The organism is Saccharothrix violaceirubra (assembly GCF_014203755.1).
GTDB classification, from domain to species: Bacteria; Actinomycetota; Actinomycetes; order Mycobacteriales; family Pseudonocardiaceae; genus Actinosynnema; species Actinosynnema violaceirubrum.
In genome coordinates, this window is the sequence record NZ_JACHJS010000001.1 from 1910316 (window position 1) to 1930935 (window position 20620).

At 71.5% G+C, this 20620-nt stretch carries 21 protein-coding genes; 17 read left to right on the plus strand and 4 right to left on the minus strand.

What is annotated here, in order from left to right; all coding sequences use genetic code 11:
* Positions 1–181 precede the first annotated feature (181 nt).
* The 6 genes from F4559_RS09575 to F4559_RS09600 all read left to right on the plus strand — a co-directional run bounded on the left by F4559_RS09575 (position 182) and on the right by F4559_RS09600 (position 6130).
* Complete coding sequence (locus F4559_RS09575; protein WP_184675609.1) at positions 182–580, plus strand: DUF948 domain-containing protein; 399 nt, start codon at positions 182–184, stop codon at positions 578–580.
* Positions 577–840: a hypothetical protein gene (locus F4559_RS09580; RefSeq protein ID WP_184667674.1), complete on the plus strand. Its 264-nt coding sequence runs from the start codon at positions 577–579 to the stop codon at positions 838–840. Before F4559_RS09575 ends, F4559_RS09580 begins: the two co-directional genes overlap by 4 nt.
* A 67-nt stretch (positions 841–907) precedes the next feature.
* Complete coding sequence (alaS, locus tag F4559_RS09585) at positions 908–3583, plus strand: alanine--tRNA ligase (RefSeq protein WP_184667675.1); 2676 nt, start codon at positions 908–910, stop codon at positions 3581–3583.
* Positions 3580–4095, plus strand: coding sequence for a Holliday junction resolvase RuvX (gene ruvX / locus F4559_RS09590; RefSeq protein ID WP_184667677.1), 516 nt, complete (start codon positions 3580–3582; stop codon positions 4093–4095). The genes alaS and ruvX overlap by 4 nt, the downstream gene beginning before the upstream one ends.
* Positions 4092–5291: an endolytic transglycosylase MltG gene (gene mltG, locus F4559_RS09595; RefSeq protein ID WP_184667679.1), complete on the plus strand. Its 1200-nt coding sequence runs from the start codon at positions 4092–4094 to the stop codon at positions 5289–5291. Before ruvX ends, mltG begins: the two co-directional genes overlap by 4 nt.
* 2 nt (positions 5292–5293) lie before the next feature.
* Positions 5294–6130: a shikimate dehydrogenase gene (locus F4559_RS09600; protein WP_184667681.1), complete on the plus strand. Its 837-nt coding sequence runs from the start codon at positions 5294–5296 to the stop codon at positions 6128–6130.
* A 62-nt stretch (positions 6131–6192) separates the two neighbouring features.
* Here F4559_RS09600 and F4559_RS09605 read toward each other — a convergent pair whose 3' ends face one another.
* Genes F4559_RS09605 through F4559_RS09615 form a run of 3 tightly spaced genes read right to left on the minus strand, consistent with a single transcriptional unit; the run spans position 6193 to position 8516 of the window.
* Entirely contained in the window at positions 6193–6462 is a 270-nt protein-coding gene (locus tag F4559_RS09605) for an HPr family phosphocarrier protein (RefSeq protein ID WP_184667683.1), read from the minus strand.
* 27 nt (positions 6463–6489) lie between these two features.
* Positions 6490–7752, minus strand: coding sequence for a PTS transporter subunit EIIC (locus F4559_RS09610; protein WP_184667685.1), 1263 nt, complete (start codon positions 7750–7752; stop codon positions 6490–6492).
* Positions 7749–8516, minus strand: coding sequence for a GntR family transcriptional regulator (locus F4559_RS09615; protein WP_184667687.1), 768 nt, complete (start codon positions 8514–8516; stop codon positions 7749–7751). Before F4559_RS09615 ends, F4559_RS09610 begins: the two co-directional genes overlap by 4 nt.
* 169 nt (positions 8517–8685) lie before the next feature.
* Here F4559_RS09615 and F4559_RS09620 point away from each other — a divergent pair, with 169 nt between their 5' ends.
* From F4559_RS09620 to nusB, 11 genes are all read left to right on the plus strand, one after another.
* Positions 8686–8922 carry a PTS sugar transporter subunit IIB gene (locus F4559_RS09620; protein WP_184667689.1) on the plus strand — a complete coding sequence of 79 codons (237 nt, stop codon included), beginning with the start codon at positions 8686–8688 and terminating at the stop codon, positions 8920–8922.
* The gene (locus tag F4559_RS09625; protein WP_184667691.1) at positions 8919–9371 is read left to right on the plus strand and encodes a PTS sugar transporter subunit IIA; all 453 of its coding nucleotides are present in this window, start codon (positions 8919–8921) and stop codon (positions 9369–9371) included. Before F4559_RS09620 ends, F4559_RS09625 begins: the two co-directional genes overlap by 4 nt.
* 78 nt (positions 9372–9449) lie before the next feature.
* Positions 9450–9953 carry a prepilin peptidase gene (locus F4559_RS09630; protein WP_184667693.1) on the plus strand — a complete coding sequence of 168 codons (504 nt, stop codon included), beginning with the start codon at positions 9450–9452 and terminating at the stop codon, positions 9951–9953.
* Positions 9954–11503: 1550 nt separating this feature from the next.
* Positions 11504–12703, plus strand: coding sequence for a chorismate synthase (aroC, locus tag F4559_RS09635; RefSeq protein ID WP_184667701.1), 1200 nt, complete (start codon positions 11504–11506; stop codon positions 12701–12703).
* On the plus strand, positions 12700–13203 hold the full coding sequence (locus F4559_RS09640) for a shikimate kinase (RefSeq protein WP_184667703.1): 504 nt from the start codon (positions 12700–12702) through the stop codon (positions 13201–13203). Before aroC ends, F4559_RS09640 begins: the two co-directional genes overlap by 4 nt.
* Before the next feature lie 453 nt (positions 13204–13656).
* Positions 13657–14763 (plus strand): 3-dehydroquinate synthase, encoded by a 1107-nt coding sequence (gene aroB, locus F4559_RS09645; protein ID WP_184675611.1) that lies wholly within the window; start codon positions 13657–13659, stop codon positions 14761–14763.
* Complete coding sequence (gene aroQ / locus F4559_RS09650; protein WP_184667705.1) at positions 14760–15194, plus strand: type II 3-dehydroquinate dehydratase; 435 nt, start codon at positions 14760–14762, stop codon at positions 15192–15194. Before aroB ends, aroQ begins: the two co-directional genes overlap by 4 nt.
* 692 nt (positions 15195–15886) lie before the next feature.
* Positions 15887–17407: a glycoside hydrolase family protein gene (locus F4559_RS09655; RefSeq protein ID WP_184667707.1), complete on the plus strand. Its 1521-nt coding sequence runs from the start codon at positions 15887–15889 to the stop codon at positions 17405–17407.
* Between the two features lie 167 nt (positions 17408–17574).
* Entirely contained in the window at positions 17575–18651 is a 1077-nt protein-coding gene (locus F4559_RS09660; RefSeq protein ID WP_184667709.1) for a M24 family metallopeptidase, read from the plus strand.
* Positions 18652–18721: 70 nt separating this feature from the next.
* Entirely contained in the window at positions 18722–19285 is a 564-nt protein-coding gene (gene efp / locus F4559_RS09665; protein ID WP_184667711.1) for an elongation factor P, read from the plus strand.
* Position 19286: 1 nt separating this feature from the next.
* Positions 19287–19706 carry a transcription antitermination factor NusB gene (gene nusB / locus F4559_RS09670; protein WP_184667713.1) on the plus strand — a complete coding sequence of 140 codons (420 nt, stop codon included), beginning with the start codon at positions 19287–19289 and terminating at the stop codon, positions 19704–19706.
* A gap of 237 nt (positions 19707–19943) precedes the next feature.
* Here nusB and bldD read toward each other — a convergent pair whose 3' ends face one another.
* Positions 19944–20432 (minus strand): transcriptional regulator BldD, encoded by a 489-nt coding sequence (gene bldD, locus F4559_RS09675; protein WP_015103676.1) that lies wholly within the window; start codon positions 20430–20432, stop codon positions 19944–19946.
* Between the last annotated feature and the right edge of the window lie 188 nt (positions 20433–20620).

The window sequence follows — 20620 nt, forward strand, 5'->3', positions numbered from 1 at the left end:
AGCCGTCGGGAACCCGGTCCAGTGGGAGCCATTCGGGCGTATCGATCGACTCCCCGTGATCAACCGGGAGGCGCGGTCGGCACCGCCGATCCGCCGACGACCGGATGTCGTTCGAGTCGGCGAGCGTGCTCGCGGTAACCTGTCGACCACCGTGCCGAGCACTACCCTCCAGGAGGATTTCGTGTCGCCAGGGCAGATCGCCGCACTGGTCGCCGCCGGTGCGTTCCTGCTGCTCGTGCTCCTGCTGGCGATCCCGTTGATCAAGCTGGGCCGGACGCTCGACGAGGCGACCATCGCCATCCGCAAGGCCCACGTGAACAGCGACCCGATCTTCTCCGGCGCCAACACGACGATCACGCACGTCAACACCCAGCTCGAGCGCGTGGACGGCATCACCGCCGACGCCCGCGCGGTCACCGGGAACGTCTCGGCGCTCACCTCGCTGTTCACCGCCACGCTCGGCGGACCGCTGGTCAAGGCCGCCGCGCTGTCGTGGGGCCTGAGCAAGGCCGTCCGCGCCCGTCGCAAGGCCGCCGACGCGCCCGCCGGCCGGCACGGTCGGAGGCGGGGTCGGCGATGAGGCGCCTGTTCTGGTTCGGGATCGGCCTGGCCCTCGGGGTCGTCGCCACCCGCAAGGTCAACCAGGCCGCCCACGCGGCCACCCCCGCCGGCATCGGCGAGAACGTCGGCGAGGGCCTGCGCGCCCTGGCCGGTGCCCTGGGCGAGTTCGGCGCCGACGTGCGCGCCGGCATGGCCGAGCGCGAGCACGAACTGCGGGACGACGTCCAGCGCCGCACGGGCCACACGCCGGGCCGGCGAGCGCGCGGGGCGAACGACTGATCGAGCACGACCCGAGTCGTTCGCCTTATCGCGCCCCGAAACCTCCACCCGGACAAGGACCGAGCCAGTGCAGACCCACGAGATCGTCAAGCGCTTCCGCGAGCACTTCGAGAAAGCCGGCCACAAGTTCGTGCCCAGCGCCTCGCTGCTGCTCGACGACCCGAACCTGCTGTTCGTCAACGCCGGCATGGTGCCGTTCAAGCCCTACTTCCTCGGCGAGGCCCCGCCGCCCGCCCCGCGCATGACCAGCGTCCAGAAGTGCGTGCGCACCCCGGACATCGACGAGGTCGGCAAGACCACCCGCCACCTCACGTTCTTCCAGATGGCCGGCAACTTCTCCATCGGCGACTACTTCAAGGAAGACGCCATCCGGCTGGCCTGGGAACTGGTCACCAACCCCCAGGACCAGGGCGGCTACGGCTTCGACCCCGAGCGCATCTGGGTGACCGTCTACCTGGACGACGACGAGGCCATCGAGCTGTGGCAGAAGGTCGCCGGCCTGCCGCTGGAGCGCATCCAGCGCCGTGACGTCGAGGACAACTTCTGGTCCATGGGCGTGCCCGGACCGTGCGGCCCCTGCTCGGAGATCTACTACGACCGCGGCCCCGAGTACGGCCGGGAGGGCGGCCCGGTCGTCGACGAGGACCGGTACCTGGAGATCTGGAACCTGGTCTTCATGCAGAACGTCCGGGGCGAGGGCGGTGCCAAGAAGGACTACCCGATCCTGGGTGAGCTGCCCGCCAAGAACATCGACACCGGCATGGGCGTCGAGCGCGTCGCCTACCTGCTCCAGGGCGTCGACAACGTCTACGAGACCGACCTGGTCCGCGCCGTCATCACCAAGGCCGAGGAACTGTCCGGTCGCAAGTACGGCGACAACGAGACCGACGACGTCCGGTTCCGCGTCATCGCCGACCACGCCCGGTCCGGCGTCCTGCTCGTGGGCGACGGCGTCACGCCCGGCAACGAGGCCCGCGGCTACGTCCTGCGCCGCCTGCTGCGCCGCATCATCCGCTCGTCGCGCCTGCTCGGCGTGACGCAGCCGGTGCTGCCGCTGTTCGCCGAGGTCGTCCGCGACTCCATGGGCCCGGCCTACCCCGAGCTGGTCGGCGGCTACGCCCGCATCGAGCAGGTCCTCAAGGCCGAGGAGGACACCTTCCTGCGCACCCTGGACTCCGGGTCGCGGATCTTCGAGACCGCCGCCGGCCAGGTCAAGGCCGAGGGCCTGGCCACGCTGCCCGGCGACAAGGCGTTCCAGCTGCACGACACGTACGGGTTCCCGATCGACCTCACCCTCGAGATGGCCTCGGAAGCCGGCCTGACCGTGGACGAGGACGGGTTCCGCAAGCTCATGGCCGAGCAGCGCGCCCGCGCCAAGGCCGACGCCGCCGGCAAGAAGACCGGCCACGGCGACCAGACCGTGTACCGGGAACTGCTCGAACTCGGCGCCACCGAGTTCACCGGCTACACCGAACTCGCCAGCGAGGCCACGCTGCGTGGCATCGTCCACGAGGGCCGCCGCGTCCGGTCGGCCAAGGAGGGCGACATCGTCGAGGTCGTCCTCGACCGCACGCCCCTCTACGCCGAGTCCGGCGGTCAGGAGAGCGACGCCGGCACGATCGTCACCGCCAACGCCGAGCTGGAGGTCGTCGACGTCCAGAAGGTCGCCCGCAAGCTGTGGGTGCACCAGGTCCGCGTGCTCTCCGGCGAGGTCGCCGAGGGCGAGCACGTCGAGGCCCGCGTCGACCCCGAGTGGCGGATCGGCGCCCGCCAGGGCCACTCCGGCACGCACGTCGTGCACGCCGCCCTGCGCCAGGTGCTCGGCCCGTCGGCGTTGCAGAGCGGCTCGTACAACAAGCCCGGCTACCTGCGCCTGGACTTCGCCTGGACCGGTGGCCTGTCGGACGCCGCCCGGAGCGAGATCGAAGAGGTCTCCAACCTGGCCGTGCGCAAGGACCTCCCGGTCGGCGTCGTCTACACGGACATGAAGGGCGCCCAGGACCTCGGCGCCGTCGCCCTGTTCGGCGAGACCTACGACGAGACCGTGCGCGTCGTCGAGATCGGCGGCCCCTGGTCGCGCGAGCTGTGCGGTGGCACCCACGTCGAGCACTCGTCCCAGATCGGTCCGATCACGCTCATCGGCGAGTCGTCCGTCGGCTCGGGCGTGCGCCGCATCGAGGCCTACGTCGGCATCGAGGCCTTCCAGTACCTGGCCCGGGAACGGGCCCTGGTGCAGAACGTGGCCGCGCTGCTGAAGGTGCCCGACGCCGAGGTGCCCGCCCGGGTCGAGGCCCTGGTCGAGCGGCTGCGCGTGGCCGAGAAGGAACTCGACAAGGTCAAGTCGGCCCAGCTCCTGTCCGGCGCCGGCGCCCTGGCCGACCAGGCCCTGGACGTGCGCGGTGTGGCCGTGGTCGCCCTGGCCCTGCCCGGGGGCACGGCCGCCGGCGACCTGCGCACCATCGCCACGGAGGTCCGCAACCGGCTGGGCAACCGACCCGGCGTGGTCGGCCTGTTCGCCCCGGACGGCGACAAGGTCTCGTTCGTCGTCGGCACCACGGCCGCCGCCCGCGACCTGGGGCTGGCCGCCGGCAAGCTGGTGCCCGCCTTCGCCCCGGCCGTCGGCGGTCGCGGCGGTGGCAAGCCCGACCTGGCCCAGGGTGGCGGTACGAACCCGGCCGGCGTGACCGAGGCCCTCGCCGCGCTGCGCGCCGAGGTGGACCGCGTCCTCGAGCAGCGTCCTTGACCAGCGCCGATCGTGCCGGCGTCGACGATCCGGGCCTGGGCCGCAGGCTGGGCGTCGACGTCGGCTCGGTGCGGGTCGGGGTCGCTTTGTCCGATCCGGGCGCGGTTCTGGCGACGCCACTGGTTACCCTGTCGCGTGACGAGGCGCACGGTCGGGACCTGGCGGACCTGGCCGGCCTTGTCGCCGAGCACGACATCGTCGAGGTCGTGGTCGGACTGCCCCGCACTCTGGCCGGACGACACGGGCCCGCGGCGGAGCTGGCGACGGCCTACGCGGCGGAACTGCGCCGCCGGGTCGAGCCGGTACCGGTGCGGCTCACCGACGAGCGGTTGACCACGGTCACCGCGAGCCGGGTGCTGTCCGACCGGGGCGTCAAGGGCAGGAAGCAACGCGCCGTCGTCGATCAGGCAGCCGCGGTCGAGATCCTCCAGACCTGGCTCGACGGACGGGCGCGACACGTGGCCCGTGCCGAACAGGAGGGACGGGCCCCCGGAGATGGAGCCCGCTCGTGAGCGACGAACTCGGGTTGTTCACCGATCCCGACGACGACAAGCCGGGGGGCAGGTCGGCACGCCGCAAGCCCAAGCGGCGGCGTAAAACCGTGCTGTGGGTGGTCGTGGCGCTGATCGTCGCGGTCGGCGGCGTCGGCGCGTACTACGGCTACCAGACGCTGAGCGGCATCGGGTCCTACGAGGACTACGCCGGCCAGGGCGAGACCGACGTCGTGGTCGAGGTCAGGGACGGCGACCTGGTGTCGTCCATCGCGACCACGCTGAAGGAACAGGGTGTCGTGGCCAGCGCCCGCGCGTTCACCGAAGCCGGTGAGAACGACGCCCGCGTCACCGCCATCCAGCCCGGCTTCTACCTGATGAAGACCAGGATGTCGGGCGAGGCCGCGGTGACCCGCATGGTCGACCCGAAGACCAAGGTCGTGCCGCTGGAGGTCAAGGGCGGCAACGTGCTGCACGACATCACCGGCGTGGACGGCAAGGTCGTCAAGGGCATCTTCTCGATGCTGTCCGACGCGTCGTGCGTCGAGATGGGCGGCGAGAAGAAGTGCGTCACGCCGCAGGAGTTGCGGGACGCGGCCGAGAACGCCGAACCCGCCGCCCTGGGCGTCCCGGACTGGGCGACGGTGGACTTCCTCGCCGCGCCCAAGCCGAACCGGCTCGAAGGGCTGATCGTGCCCGGCCTGTACAGCCTCAAGCCGGGTGCGCCGGCGGTCGAGCTGCTCAAGAGCGTGATCGAGACCTCGGTGACGCGCATGCAGGGCTACGGCATCCCGGCGGGCACCAAGGAGACCGGTTTCAAGCCGTACGAGGTGCTCGTCATCGCGTCGCTGGTGGAGAAGGAAGGCCTGGAGAAGGACTTCGGCAAGATCTCCCGGGTCATCTACAACCGGCTCAAGGTCGGCCAGATCCTCCAGTTCGACTCCACGGTCAACTACAAGCTCGACCGGCCGGTCGTGACCACGTCCGACGAGGACCGCGAGGCGTCCGGGCCGTACAACACCTACGTGACCGCCGGTCTGACGCCGACGCCGATCGGCTCGCCGAGCCGGGCCGCGATCCAGGCCGCGACCAACCCCGAGGCCGGTACCTGGCTGTACTTCGTGAAGTGCAACAAGGACGGCACCACCTGCTTCTCCAACACCTACGACGAGCACCGGCAGATCGCGGAGAAGGCCCAGCGGGAAGGCGTGTTCTAGTCGTGTCCCGACGTGCCGCGGTCATCGGCTCACCGGTGGCCCACTCGCTGTCGCCCGTGCTGCACGACGCGGCGTTCGCCGCGCTGGAGCTGGACTGGACCTACGACCGGGTCGAGTGCGCCGAGGACGGCGTGCCCGACCTCGTCGCGGGTCTCGGACCGGAGTGGGTCGGGCTGTCGGTGACGATGCCGGACAAACGCGCGGCGCTGGCCGTGGCCGACGTCGTCGAACCGCGCGCCGCGCTGGTCGGCGCGGCGAACACGCTGGTGCGTACCGGATCGGGGTGGCGCGCGGACTGCACGGACGTGGACGGCGTCGTCGGCGCGTTGCGCGCGGCGTGCGGGTTCACGTCCGGGACGCGGGCCGTGCTGCTGGGTGCCGGCGGCACCGCGACGGCCGCCCTGGTCGGACTCGCGTCGGTCGGCGTGCGGTCGGCCTCGCTCGTGGTGCGCTCGCCCGAGCGGGCGGTCGAGGCCGTCGAGTGCGCCGGTCGGGCGGGCGTCGAGCTGGACGTGGTGGCGTGGGCGGACGCGGACTTCGCGGCGTTGGCGTCCGCTTCGGACGTACTGGTCAGCACCGTGCCGCCGGCGGCGGTCGAGCCGGTGGCCGACGCGCTCGCCCAGGCGCCGTGCGTGCTCGACGTCATCTACCACCCGTGGCCGACGCCGTTGGCGGACGCGGTCGGACGGCGTGGGCGCGTCCTGGCCACGGGCCTGGACATGCTGCTGCACCAGGCTTTCGGGCAGAGCGAGTGGTTCACCGGGCGGCCCGCGCCCCGCGCCGCGATGCGGGCGGCGCTGCACGCGGCGACCGGTGGCGTCCTGCCGTTGCCGATCTGAGGCCCTGGAAAGGGGAAAGCCGGGTCCTCCGTGCTGGAGGACCCGGCGTTTCCTCGTGAGGGTCAGCCCTCGTCGAGGTCGGTGGAGATGATCTCCGCGATGGCGTCGAGTGCGCTCTCCGCGCCGTCTCCCTCCGCGGAGAGAACCACTTCGTCGCCGTGCATCGCGCCGAGCGTCATCAGACCCAGCACGCTCTTGGCCTCGACCGGCTCGCCACCGTCCTTGCGGATGGTGACCGCCACCGGCTGTCCGGCCGCCGCCTTGGCCAACACGGCCGCGGGACGTGCGTGAAGTCCGACCTTGCTCGCCACGGTGACCCGTCGCTCAGGCATGGACCTTCCTTTCCTGCTGGGGAATCGTCACGCAGTCTTGCCGTTTGCCGGCTTCTCCGCGCCCTCGACCACGCTCGGGTCGGCCTCGGGGTCCTCGTCCTCGGCCCGGCCCGGCGTCCTCAGGTTCCACTTGGTGATCACGAAGCGGAAGAGGAAGTAGTACACCGCCGCGTAGATCAGACCCAGGAGGATGATCAGCAACGGCTTCTGGGCGATGTTGAAGTTGATGATGTAGTCGATGACACCGGCCGAGAAGCCGAAGCCGTCGTGGATGCCCAGCGCGTTGCTGACCGCCATCGAGGTGCCGGTCAGGAACGCGTGGATGACGTACAGCGGCCACGCGACGAACATGAACGCGAACTCGAGCGGCTCGGTCACACCGGTGATGAACGACGTGAGCGCGGCCGAGCCCATGATGCCGGCGATGATCTTCTTCTGCGCCGGTCGCGCAGTGTGCACGATCGCCAGCGCGGCGGCCGGGAGCGCGAACATGAAGATCGGGAAGAAGCCGGTCAGGAACGTGCCCGCGGTCGGGTCGCCCGCGAAGAACCGCGGGATGTCGCCGGTCTTGCCCTGATACTCGCCGAAGACCTGCCACATGAACGTGTTCGGGATGTGGTGCAGGCCCAGCGGGATGAGCAGGCGGTTGACGAAGCCGTAGATGAACGCGCCGATGATCGTGCTGCCGGAGATCGCCTCGCCGACCCAGGTCAGACCCTTGTTGAACCACGGGTAGATCAGGCCGAGGACCACCGAGACGGGGATCATCACGCCGGCCACGATGATGGGCACGAACCGGCGACCGCCGAAGAACGCCAGGTACGGCGGCAGCTTGACCCGGTGGTAGCGCTGCCACAGCGTCGCGGTGATCAGACCGACCACGATGCCCACGAGCACCGAGTAGTTGATCTCCTGCTGCTTGGCGCCTTCCTTGACGGGCAGCACGAACGGGGCAATCGCCTTGAAGACCGACGTGGTCACCACATAACCGACCGCCGCGGCCAGGGCCGTGGAACCATCACCCCGGCGCGCGAAGCCGATCGCGACACCGATGGCGAACAGCAGCGGCAGGTTGGCGAAAAGGGCTTCACCACTCGCGCCGATGACAGCCGCGACCTTCGTCCAGCCCCAGCCTTTATCACCGAGCAGATCGGGCTGGCCGAGGCGCAGCAGCAGACCGGCGACAGGCAGCGCGGCGATCGGCAGCATGAGGCTGCGACCGAAGCGCTGGATGCCCGCGAGTCCCTTGATATCACGACCGCCGGTCGCTTGAGGGGCGTTGGCGCTCATGAGGTACCTCCCTTGGCGGATGTCGGACCGGATTCCGGGACTGTCCGGTCCAATTGCATGGTCACCTGGTAGAGATCACCCCGGTACCAGGAGGTCATGTCCTCCACGGGTCGGCCCTGTGAGCCGGTCAGGCGGCGGAAGACGAGGAGCGGGCTGCCCGTGCGCACACCGAGCAGCCGGGCGGTGTCGACGTCCGAGCCCTCGGCCCACACCGTCTGCCCGGCGTGGTCGAGTTGGACGCCGTACGTGTCGGCGAGGAGCGTGTAGAGCGACTCGGACAGGTCGTGCGCCGTCAGGTCGGGCACGAGTCGCGGGTTGTACCAGCCCCGCTCGACGGCCAGCGGCACGCCGTCGGCGCGGCGCAGGCGGACGAGGCGGTACGCGGGTTCGTGCGGCGTCAGGCCCAGCGCCACCGACACCTCGGTGGGCGGCACCTCCTCGACGCACTCGACGACGTCGGTCGCGGGCAGCAGGCCGCGCCGGCGCATGTCGTCGGTGAAGGACTCCAGGTAGAGCTGCACGTCCATGCGCCGGCGCGCGGTGAACGTGCCGCGGCCCTTCGCGCGGGTCAGCAGGCCCTCGGCGACGAGCTGGCCGACGGCGGCGCGCACGGTGATGCGCGAGACCCCGTACTGGCGGGCCAGGTCGCGTTCGGAGGGGATGGCCGCGCCGGGCGGCAGTTCCTGTTCGGCGAGTCGGCGCAGGATGTCGCGCAGCTGGACGTGCTTGGGCCGGGGCCCGTCGACGATCTCGGTTCGGCTCACGACACCTCCCCGGTGCTCGCATCGGTAGACCGGGATTGGTACTTTCCGGTCTAGACCAGTTGGTGCGGGGAGGATGCTCTCCGCGCCGAGCGGGTGTCAACAGCCGTGACGGGATCGTGGCTTAGCGGGGCACCCGCTTCTCCGGCAAGTCTCGAAGAGAGGACCCGAAATGGCAGACGACAGGGCGGCGAAGATCCTCGCCGCACTCGGCGGGGCGGACAACATCGTGGAGATCGAACCCTGCATCACGCGGCTGCGCTGCGAGTTGGAGGACGGCTCCGTGGTGGACGAGAAGGCGCTCAAGGGCATCGGCGCTCATGGGGTGATCAGGCAGGGCAACGTCGTCCAGGTGATCGTCGGCCCCGAGGCCGACACCATCGCGAGCGACATCGAGGACCTGCTGTGACGCTGAGCGTGACGAGCCCGGTCTCCGGGCGGGTCGTGCCGTTGGCCGACGTGCCCGACCCGGTGTTCTCGCAGGCGATGGTGGGTCCGGGGGTCGCGGTCGAACCCGACCGGGCGGCGGCGGACGTCGTGTCGCCGGTCGACGGGACGATCGTGACGCTGCACCCGCACGCGTTCGTCGTCGCGACCGCCTCGGGCGCGGCGGTGCTGGTGCACCTGGGCATCGACACCGTGCAGCGCAAGGGCGAGGGCTTCACCCTCCACGTGGCCAAGGGCGATGCGGTGACCGCGGGCCAGAAGGTCGTGTCGTGGGACCCGGCCGAGGTCGAGGCCGCCGGTTTCGCCCCGATCTGCCCGGTGATCGCGCTGGACGCGGCGGCCGACGCGCTGCGGGATCATACGGCCGGTGCGGTGAAGGCGGGCGACCCGCTGTTCTCCTGGGAGCGCTGACGAACGGGTGCGGGTGGATGGACCATTCATCCGCACCTCCCCTTGCTCCATCCGGACGCACCTCCGGATGATCGAACCATGAGATCGATTCCCTCGTGGACCGTCCGCGCCCTGCCCGCGGCGGTCCTCCCGCTGCTCCTCTGCCCGCTGCTCCCCGTCGACCGGGTGCCGATCCTGGTGGTGCTGGTCTGCTTCGGGGTGCCCCTGGCGGTGGTGGACCTGCGCTGTCGGCGGCTGCCCGACGTGCTGACGTTGCCCGCCTACCCGGTGGTCGCCGCGGTGGTCGTGGCGACCGGTGCGGACGTCGTGCGCGCGGCGGCGTGCGCCCTGCTGTGCTTCGGCGCGAACCTGATCGTCCACAGGCGACACCCGGACAGCCTGGGCGGCGGCGACGTGAAGCTGTCGGGCTGGTTGGGTGCCGCGCTCGGGACCGTGGGCTGGCAGGCCCTGCCCGTGGCGGCGGCGCTGTCGTCGTTGGTGACGTTGTCCTTGCGGCTGTCGCCCACACAACGTGGCCCTACGGTCGCGCACGGTCCGGGGTTGGTGGCCGGCGCTTGGCTCGCCGTGGCGTTCGTGCCGTGATCCGTCCACTCCGGACCGTGACATCCCCGTGGCCGGTCGTGGCCCAGTACCCGCGGTCCGGCCGGTCACGGCAGACCTGGTCGGCCGGGGGCGCCGTCAGGTCGAAGTCGCCCCGGCGTCGGGCCTGCCCCGTCGGACCGCCGACGGGGACACGGCCGCCCACTGGGCAGGTCGCGCCGCGACCCGGGTGCCGGCCGGCGATGCCCGCCCCGGCCGCCACCCCGCGGCAAACGAACGGCATGGCCGACGACCACCGGCTTCGGGTGTTCCCCGACCTGGACGCGGGCACGGGCGAGCGGGCCGGGACCCCGCCGGGAACGACCGGACGACGCGCCCCTGCCCACAACGGCGAACCCCGTCCACGGGAACCGTCCGACGAACCCGCCACCCGCGGTCGACGACGAGCCTCCGGCCAACTCGACGTGTCGGTCGGTCTCGACGACGACCCGCCCGGCGTGACCACCCGCATCCGCGGCCTGCCCACCGCCGTCCACCCCGCCCGGGCGCCATGCCGGTCACCGCGATCCTCGCCGCACTGGGACCGACAGGCCGTTCCCGGCATCGCGACCTCCGACACCATGCCACCCCATCCGGACGACAGCCCGAAAACCGTTCTCCCGCAACCCGGACACGTCGTCACCGAGGCCGGTCGGACCCGCGATGGCGCACCCTCTCGCCGGGTCCTGCCCCCGGAGTCGGACCGCGGCCCGCATCCCGCGCGAGATCGGCGACGCCACGGGCGTCAAGTCCTCCGGGCCCCGGCCGCCCACGTCGGCGCCACCCTTGGCCCGACGCCGCGGCGACGTCGATCAAGGGCGGGTCCGCCCCGGACCGGGTGGCCGCGGCCTCGAACACGTCGTCCCCCGGGTTCGCCGCTCCGTCCGACCCGGTCGGCAGGACTTGCCACGGCAGGAGGGGGCCGAGGCGGGAGACGCGACGCCGTCCTCGTCGCCCGGCTCACCGCCGGTCCGGGCGGTCATCGCGGCATGTTCCCGACCGGCTACGCGCGGCCTGCCCCGACCGTCCGGTAGGTGACACGACCACCCGCATCACCGGTCAGGGCCCCGCCCCGCCAGCGGGGCGTCGAACGCGCCCCGGACCGGATCGCCGCGTACCTCGGATATGCCCGCGAGCGCGAACGGTCTTCCGCACGGCCACGAAGCCGTCGTTCGACGGGCATGATCCGCGCCACTGTTCGCCGACTCGCGCAAAAAACCTGATCCACGGCCGGTCGCTGAAAACACTTCGTTTCCATAGTGATAATTCCCGAATCTTTCCGGCTGTGGTAGCACTTGTGCTCAAGGTGTCCGGAGTCTCTCCTGAGCTGGGATTATGCATCAATGAATGACGGGTTCGAGTATTTCTCCTGATCGGGTGAACCGAATTCCTCGGAAGCGATGTCGTGGTGTGCTCCCGGAATTTCCGGTACGGTCCGGTGGTCGGTAATTCCGGTGACCGTCCGCGCCCGCCGGTGTGCACTCCGGCGGGACGGTCGCCGGCCGTGCCGACCTGTCCGTCCGCCCTGTGAACGCTGTGAAAGGATTCCGGTCGTGCTGCGCTGGATCACCGCTGGGGAGTCCCACGGCCCGGCCCTGGTCGCCGTGCTGGAAGGCATGGTCGCCGGGGTGGAGGTCACCACTGCCGACCTGACCGCCCAACTGGAGCGGCGGCGCCTGGGTTTCGGGCGCAGTCCGCGCATGGGGTTCGAGGCCGACGAGGTCGAGATCCTCGGTGGCGTCCGCCACGGCCTGACGCAGGGCGGCCCGGTCGCCGTGCGCATCGGCAACACCGAGTGGCCCAAGTGGCAGACCGTGATGTCGGCCGACCCGGTCGACCCGGCGCTGCTCAAGCCGACCGGTCGCAACGAGGCCCTCACCCGGCCCCGGCCGGGCCACGCCGACCTGCCCGGCATGCAGAAGTTCGGCTTCGACGAGGCCCGGCCGGTGCTCGAACGCGCCAGCGCGCGGGAGACCGCGGCGCGGACCGCGCTGGGCACGGTCGCCCGGCACTTCCTCAAGCAGGTGTTCGACGCCGACGTGCTCAGCCACGTCGTGTCCATCGGCAAGGCGAAGACCCCGGCCGACGCCGCGCAGCCCGGTCCCGGCGACCTGGCCGCGATCGACGCCAGTCCCGTCCGCGCGTTCGACGCGCGTGGCACCGAGGCCATGGTCGCCGAGGTCGAGGCCGTCAAAGAGGCCGGTGACACGGTCGGCGGCGTCATCGAGGTGATCGTCTACGGGCTGCCGCCGGGCCTGGGCTCGCACGTGCACTGGGACCGGCGCCTGGACGCGCGGCTCGCAGGCGCGCTCATGGGCGTGCAGGCGATGAAGGGCGTGGAGATCGGCGACGGCTTCACCACCGCCGAGCGCTGGGGCAGCGAGGCGCACGACGAGATCGACCGGGGCACCGGACCCAAGGGCGTCACCCGTCGCAGCAACCGCGCGGGCGGTCTGGAAGGCGGCATCACCAACGGCGAGCCACTGCGCGTGCGCGTGGCCATGAAGCCGATCTCGACCGTCCCGCGTGCACTGTCCACTGTGGACGTCCGGACGGGAGAGCCGGCCGTCGCCATCCACCAGCGCTCGGACGTCTGCGCCGTGCCGCGTGCGGGCGTGGTGCTGGAGTCGGTGGTGGCGCTCGTGGTGGCCGAGGCCGCGCTGGAGAAGTTCGGCGGCGACTCGATCGACGAGACCCGGCGCAACGTCGCCGCGTACCTGGCCGGGCTGGAAGCCCGCTGGGAGGGCCTGTGAGTCCCCGGTTCGTGGTCCTCGGCCCGCCCGGAGCGGGCAAGACCACGGTCGGGCAGCTGCTCGCGGAACGCTTGGCGCTGCCGTTCCGCGACACCGACGAGGACGTGGTGACCCGCACGGGCAAGCCGATCTCCGACATCTTCACCACCGAGGGCGAACCGGCCTTCCGGGCACTGGAGGAGGACGCGGTCGCCGACGGGCTCGCGACCCACGACGGCGTCCTCGCCCTGGGCGGTGGTGCCGTCCTGTCCGCCACGACGAGGGAGCGTCTCCAGGAGCACACCGTCGTGTTCCTGAACGTGGGCATGGCCGAGGGCGTCCGCCGCACCGGCCTGTCCACCGCCCGCCCCCTGCTGGCCGGCGTGAACCCGCGCGCCACCTTCAAGACGCTGCTCGACGCCCGCCTTCCGCTCTACCGGCAGGTCGCGACGGTCGAGGTCCTGACCGACGACCTGGAACCCGAGCAGGTGGTGACCGCGATCCTGGCCGCCCACCCCTGACCGGGTCCTCGGCACGGGCGCCCGATGGTCCGAGCCGAGCCCGGGAGCCCGGCCGGACAGGAACCCGGGCGGCGGTCGAGTGGGACAGGACTCCAGGCGACGGTCGAGTGGACAGCGGTCCGGTGAGCGATGGTCGACCGGACGCCGGTCGGGCCGAGCCTGGTCCGGTTCGGTCGGGTCCAGCCCGGTTCGGTTCGGTCGGGTCTGCCCGGTCGGTCCAGGCAGGTCTGGTCCGGCGGATCGGTCCGGTCCGGTGTCGTGTGGTCGGCCGGTTCGTCCGGGTGGTCGCCGGGTCCGGACGGGACCTGGCCGGGCGGCGTCCGGTGATGTGTGCCGGGCCGGGTGTGGGAAGTTGGACGGGTCGGCGTGTCCGGCACGCCGGTGCCGGAGGGCGTGCGGGACGGTGGATCCGCGATGGGTGACGACGACAGGATCGACGACAGGGGAGTGGTGATGGGCGAGCCGGTGCGCATCCGGGTTGCTGCCGAGCGGCCGTACGACGTGATCGTCGGTCGCGGGTTGCTGGGTGATCTCGTCGCGACGTTGAGCGGCACGGCCAAGGCGGCGATCATCCACACGGCGACGCTCGGCGAGACCGCCGAGGCCGTGCGCGCCGAACTGGCGTCCGCCGGGATCGACGCGCACCGGGTCGAGGTGCCCGACGCCGAGGACGGCAAGGACCTGCGGGTCGCCGGGTACTGCTGGGACGTGTTCGGGCAGATCGGGCTGAGCCGGACCGACGCCGTCATCGGGCTGGGCGGCGGCGCGGTGACCGACCTCGCCGGGTTCGTGGCGTCGACGTGGATGCGCGGCGTGAAGCTGGTCAACGTGCCCACCACGCTGCTCGGCATGGTCGACGCGGCCGTGGGCGGCAAGACCGGTATCAACACCGACGCGGGCAAGAACCTGGTCGGCACGTTCTACGAGCCGACGGCGGTGCTGGTCGACCTGGCCACGCTGGAGACGTTGCCGCGCAACGAACTCGTCGCGGGCATGGCCGAGGTGGTCAAGGGCGGTTTCATCGCCGACCCGGTCATCCTCGACCTGATCGAGGCCGACCCGGCCGCCGCGCTCGACCCGGCCGGTGACGTGCTCGGCGAACTCGTCCGGCGCAAGATCCAGGTCAAGGCGGACGTGGTGTCGTCGGACCTGCGCGAATCGTCGCTGCGGGAGATCCTCAACTACGGCCACACCCTCGGCCACGCGATCGAGCGGCGCGAGCGCTACCGGTGGCGGCACGGGGCGGCGATCAGCGTCGGCCTGGTGTTCGCCGCCGAACTGGCCCGGCTCGCGGGTCGGCTCGACGACGCCACCGCCGACCGCCACCGCGGCGTGCTCACCGCGCTGGGCCTGCCGACCTCGTACGACCCCGACGCGCTGCCGCAGCTGCTCGAGGGCATGCGCTCGGACAAGAAGAATCGCGCCGGCGTGCTCCGGTTCGTGGTGCTCGACGGCCTGGCCAAGCCCGGCCGCCTGGAGGGACCGGACCCGTCGCTCATCGCGGCGGCGTACTCGGCCGTGGCGACCGAGGGCCGCGCCGGTGGGAGCGTGCTGCTGTGAAGGTGCTCGTGCTCAACGGCCCGAACCTGGGCCGACTCGGGCTGCGCGAGCCGGACGTCTACGGCCGCACGACGTACGCCGACCTGGTGGCCCTGTGCGAGTCGGCGGGTCGGGACCTGGGCATCGAGGTCGAGGTCCGCCAGACGGACTTCGAAGGCGAGCTGGTCGGCTGGCTGCACGAGGCCGCCGACCAGGCCGTCCCCGTCGTCCTCAACCCGGCCGCGTGGACCCACTACTCGATCGCCGTGCGCGACGCCTGCGCCCAGCTCGTCGCGCCGCTGGTCGAGGTGCACATCTCGAACGTGCACAAGCGCGAGGAGTTCCGGCACACCAGTGTCATCTCGGCGGTGGCGGACGGCGTCATCGCGGGCTTGGGCGTGCGCGGCTACGTGCTGGCCCTGAACTGGGTGGCCGACCGGAAGACCGGCTGACCGGAACCGACCGGACACCGCCCGCCCGGCGAGCTGCCCGGAATCGGCGAGCTGCTTCAGGGCGATCCCTGCCGGGGGCGTCTTGACGAACCGCGCGGGAGATCCCGGAGGACCCTCGCGGGAGACGCCTCGGCAACAGGCACGGGCGACCTCGTCGGGCGACCGCACGGAAGCCGCCCCGGAACCTGCTCCCGGAAACCGCGACCCAGGGTCTCTCCGGGAGGTCTCGCCCGGAAGCTGCCCAGCCCTGTCCGACCTCGACCCTGTCCGGGTTCGATCCTGTCCGGGCTCGGGCTCGGGCTCGGCAAGTGCCATTCCCGGCAGTCGCTGCCGAAGGCGGCGGGTCGGTGTCGGGTCCTGGAGATGCGTCCTCGGGCGATCTGCCGCCGTCCGGCTTCCCCTATCCACCATGCGCGGCTTCTGCCCGTCTTCCGGTCGCGGACCGTCGGTTCCGTTCGTCGGCGGGCACGTCGATCGGCGTTCGTACCGAGTCGCGGGCGTTCCGGTGCGGGGGCTTGTCCCACGTCGCGGCGGGTTGGAACACCCGGTGTCATCGGAGTTGCCGATATGGGCCGACTATCGTGATCGTCTTCGCCCGATCGAGTGAGGATTTCTCTACACTGAACGAAATCCGGGGCTGAGCGTCCTCCCGGTAACCCCATTTCCGCTTCAGAAGTGGAGAGACCGTCGGCATGCCCAGCTCCTACCGGGGAGCGGTGCGGTTGCTCGGGTTCCTCGTCGTGGTCGGCGTCGTGGCGGGTTGTTCGCCCGGTGTCGCCGAGCCGGGGCCCGACAGCGGGAAAGCCGGCCCGACCGGCACGTCCGCGTCACCGCCCGCCGTCGCCACGCCCGAGCCCGCGTCCGTCGTGCTCACCACCGACCGGGACCGCCGCTCGGGCATCGTGGCGGACGGCGGCGGCGACTCGCCCTACAACTACGGGCCCACCGTGCTCCTGGAGAACGGTCGGTACCGGATGTGGTGGTGCAGCCAGCTCGGCTACGCGGCCCCGGCCGGCGACGACCTGCTCTACGCCGAGAGCACGTCGCCCGACGGCCCGTTCTCCGCACCCGGCGGCGGCTCGGCGATCCCCGTGCTGTCCGGCAGCACGTCCGGTTTCGACGGCAAGCACACCTGCGACCCGTCGGTGATCAAGGTCGGCCCGACCTATTACCTGTACTACACCGGCGCCGCCGGCGAGCACGCGCACGGCAACGCGATCGGCGTGGCCACCAGCACCGACGGTCTCACGTGGGCACGCGCGGCCGACGGCAAGCCGATCGTCAGCCCCTCCTACGACACCACCCGCGAGAACACCTACGGCGCCGGCCAGCCGTCCGTCCTCTACCTCGACGGCTGGTTCTACCTGATGTTCACCGACACCACCGGCAAGGCGGCCGGGTGGAACGGCGCCGGCCAGTTCGTGCTCCGCTCCAAGGTCGCCACGTTCCTCACCGGCGTGGAGGCGCTCGGCCCGAACGGCTTCCACAAGGTCGAGGACGCCCACTCGACGCGCGAACGGTCGGTCGTCGACGCGTTCTCGGCCGACCTGTCGTTCGTCCCGGCGCTCGACGCGTTCGTCATCGCCCACGAGACCGAGCAGGGCACCACCCTGACCTTCTGGAACCGCGACTTCACCGCCGAGCCGTACGGCAGGGTCCACGTCGCCGGCCCGTGGCGCGAGGGTCCCGGCCTGGTCCGCACCCCGCACGGCCTGGTCCCGGTGTCCGACGAGGACCCGTGCGGCCGGATCGCGTTCGACGTCGTGCGCGCCACGGTAGACGGCCGGGCCGGTGCGCCCACCGACCTCACCCACTTCGGCCTGGACGTCGCCGAGGCGCCCGGCTGCGCCACGACCCGGGCCGCCGCCGCGCTCGAGGGTTTCGCCGTCCCCTCGCCGGAGAACACCGTCGACCTCGTGCTCAAGGGCCAGGTCGTGCGCATCGAACGCCGCTCGGTCACCGACCGGCTCGCGACGAAGGTCCTCGACCACCGCCCGGCGATCGTCGACAAGCTCCCGGTCAAGGCCCGCATCCCGGCGGGCGCGAAGGCGGTCCGCTCGCCCGACGGCACGGTCGGCCTGGTGCTCGGCGACGACAAGAAGGTGTGGCTGGTGGACGCCGAGGAGATCGCGGCCCTCAACGGCTCGACGGTGACGGCGGTGTCCAAGCAGACGTGGGACGGCTACCAACCCGTCCGCGACCTCCTGCGCTGACCGTGCCGGTCGAAGTGGGGGAGTCGCGCCGGCGGATCGTCGCGACACCGGTGTGCCGAGCGGGCCTTCGCGACCTGCCGGGTGGTCGTACGGGAAACGGGGCGGGGCCTTCAGGTCGAGGGTCGTCACGACCCGCCGGGCGGGGCAGGGCGTTCTAGGCTGCGGACATGCCGTACTCAACCCGCCGCGCCGCCCTGCGCGCCACCCTTCGCGACCGGGACCTGGACGCCCTGCTGGTCACCAACCTGCTCAACGTCCGCTACCTCACCGGGTTCACCGGGTCCAACGGCGCGCTCCTGGTCTCGGCCGACTCGGACACGTCGACGGTGTTCTGCACCGACGGCCGCTACACCACCCAGTCCGCGCACCAGGTCCCCGACCTGGAACGCCTGATCGAGCGGCCCTGCGACGTGGCCCTGGTCAAGCGGGCCGGTCGGGTCCGGCTCGGGTACGAGAGCGGGCACGTCACCGTCGAAGGGCTCGACGCGCTCACCGGGGCGGCGGACGGCGCCGAACTCCGGCGGGCGCCCGGCGTCGTCGAGGAACTGCGGCTGGTCAAGGACGACACCGAGATCGAGGCGCTGCGGATGGCGTGCGCGGCGGCCGACCGGGCGCTGGCCGGGCTGATCGAGCACGGCGGGCTGCGCGCCGGCCGCACCGAGCGGGAGATCGCGCGCGACCTGGAGAACCTCATGCGCGACCACGGTGCCGACGGGCCGTCGTTCGAGTCCATCGTCGCCGCCGGCCCGAACTCGGCCGTGCCGCACCACCGGCCGACGGACGCGGTCGTGCGCCCCGGCGACCTCGTGAAGCTCGACTTCGGCGCGCTGGTCGGCGGCTACCACTCGGACATGACCCGCACGCTGGTCGTCGGCCGGGCCGACGACTGGCAGCGCGAGCTGTACGACCTGGTCGCCTCGGCGCAGACCGCCGGCCGGGCCGCGCTGGTGCCCGGCACCGCCCTGGCCGACGTCGACGCCGCGTCCCGGGACGTCATCGACCGGGCCGGGCACGGCGAGCACTTCCTCCACGGCCTCGGCCACGGCGTCGGCCTGGAGATCCACGAGGCTCCGGCACTGTCGAAGGCGGGGGCCGGTACACTTCTGCCCGGCATGGCGGTCACCGTCGAGCCCGGTGTATACCTGGCCGGGAAGGGCGGTGTCCGCATCGAGGACACGCTCGTGGTGCGCCAAGGCGCCCCGGAGCTCCTCACCCTGACCACCAAAGAGCTAGTGGTCGTCTGAAGTCGGATCGCCGGTCCGGTCGGTGGATCGGATCGCCGGCCGCCCTCACACGCAACAGGAGAGCCCACCCGTGGCCACCACCAACGACCTGAAGAACGGCCTGGTGCTGAACCTCGACGGTCAGCTCTGGACCGTCACCGCGTTCCAGCACGTCAAGCCGGGCAAGGGCGGCGCCTTCGTGCGCACCACGCTGAAGCACGTCCTGTCCGGCAAGGTCGTGGACAAGACCTTCAACGCGGGCACCAAGGTGGAGACGGCCACCGTGGACAAGCGGGGCATGACCTACCTGTACAAGGACGGCTCCGACTTCGTCTTCATGGACGGCGACACCTACGAGCAGCTCAACGTCCCGGCCGAGACCGTCGCGGACGCGGCGAACTACATGCTGGAGAACCAGGAGGCGGTCGTCGCGGTCCACGAGGGCGTCGCGCTCTACGTGGAACTCCCGACCAGCGTCGAACTGGTGATCCAGCACACCGACCCGGGCCTGCAGGGCGACCGCTCCACCGGCGGCACCAAGCCCGCCACGCTGGAGACCGGCGCGGAGATCCAGGTGCCGCTGTTCGTCACGACCGGCGAGAAGATCAAGGTCGACACCCGTGACGGTCGCTACCTCGGCCGCGTGAACGGCTGAGATGGGCGCACGCAGCAAGGCCCGCAAACGCGCCGTCGACGTCCTCTACGAGGCCGACCTGCGGGGTGTCGACGCGGTCACCCTCCTGGCGGACCGCGTCGGCTCCGCCGACGTCCCGCCGGTGAACGACTACACCATCGGCCTGGTCGAGGGCGTCACGGCCAACCGCGCGCGGATCGACGACCTGATCTCCGAGCACGCCGAGGGCTGGACGCTCCAGCGCATGCCCGCCGTGGACCGCGCGGTGCTGCGGGTCGGCCTGTACGAGCTGCTGTGGGCCGCCGACGTGCCCGACGCCGTGGCCATCGACGAGGCGGTGGAGCTGGCCAAGGGCCTGTCCACCGACGACTCGCCCCGGTTCGTCAACGGCGTACTCGGCCGGATCGCGATGATCGCCGACCGGCTGCGCGCGGTGCTCTAGGAGCCCACGCACGACGAAGAGCCGTGTCCCCGCGGGGGCACGGCTTTCTCGCGTACACGGGAACCGGACGGCGTGGTCGTCCCTCCACGCCTCCGGCATGCCCGACGTCGTCCGACACGTGCGGCCGGGTCCTCGCGACGTCCCCCGGCGCCCGTGCCACCGGGGTGGGGGTACCCCGAACCAGGCACCCCCGTACCGCGCCGCCGACGACCGGGTGCGGCCTCGGCGGTCGCCGGCTCAGTCCTCCTTGGCCGGTCGGGCCTCGGGAGGCAGGACGCCCCAGTCGATGAGCTGCTCGGTCAGCTCGCCCGGCGTCATGTCGTAGATGATCGCCAGGGAGCGCAGGTCCTCGGTCCGGATGGACAGGACCTTGCCGTTGTAGTCGCCGCGCTGGCTCTGGATGGTGGCCGCGTACCGCGCGAGCGGTCCGACCTTCTCCGCGGGCAGCTGTTGCAGCCGTTCCAGGTTGATGACGATCTTGGTGGCGGGCTCGGCGCCCGAGGGCACCCGACCCTCCGGCAGCAGCTCGGCGACCGGGACCCCGTAGAAGTCGGCGAGTTCGGCCAGCTTCTGCACGGTGACGGCACGGTCGCCGCGCTCGTAGGAGCCGACGACGACGGCCTTCCACCGACCGCCGGACTTCTGCTCGACGCCGTGCAAAGACAGGCCCTGTTGCTGGCGGATCGCGCGGAGCTTTGCCCCCAGCGCCTTGGCGTAGTCGCCCATGTGGCGGTTCTCCGTTCATTCGCCCCGTCAGCCGGTAGGGGACTGCCGCGGGGAGGCTTAGATCAATACGCAGAGTAATGATTGCTCTCCGTGGTCACCAGGTCAAGCTGATCTCGTTGGGACAGGTGGGGGAGGACACTCGGACCACCCGGAAGATTGACGATGAAAGCCTGATACGGTGCTGGTCA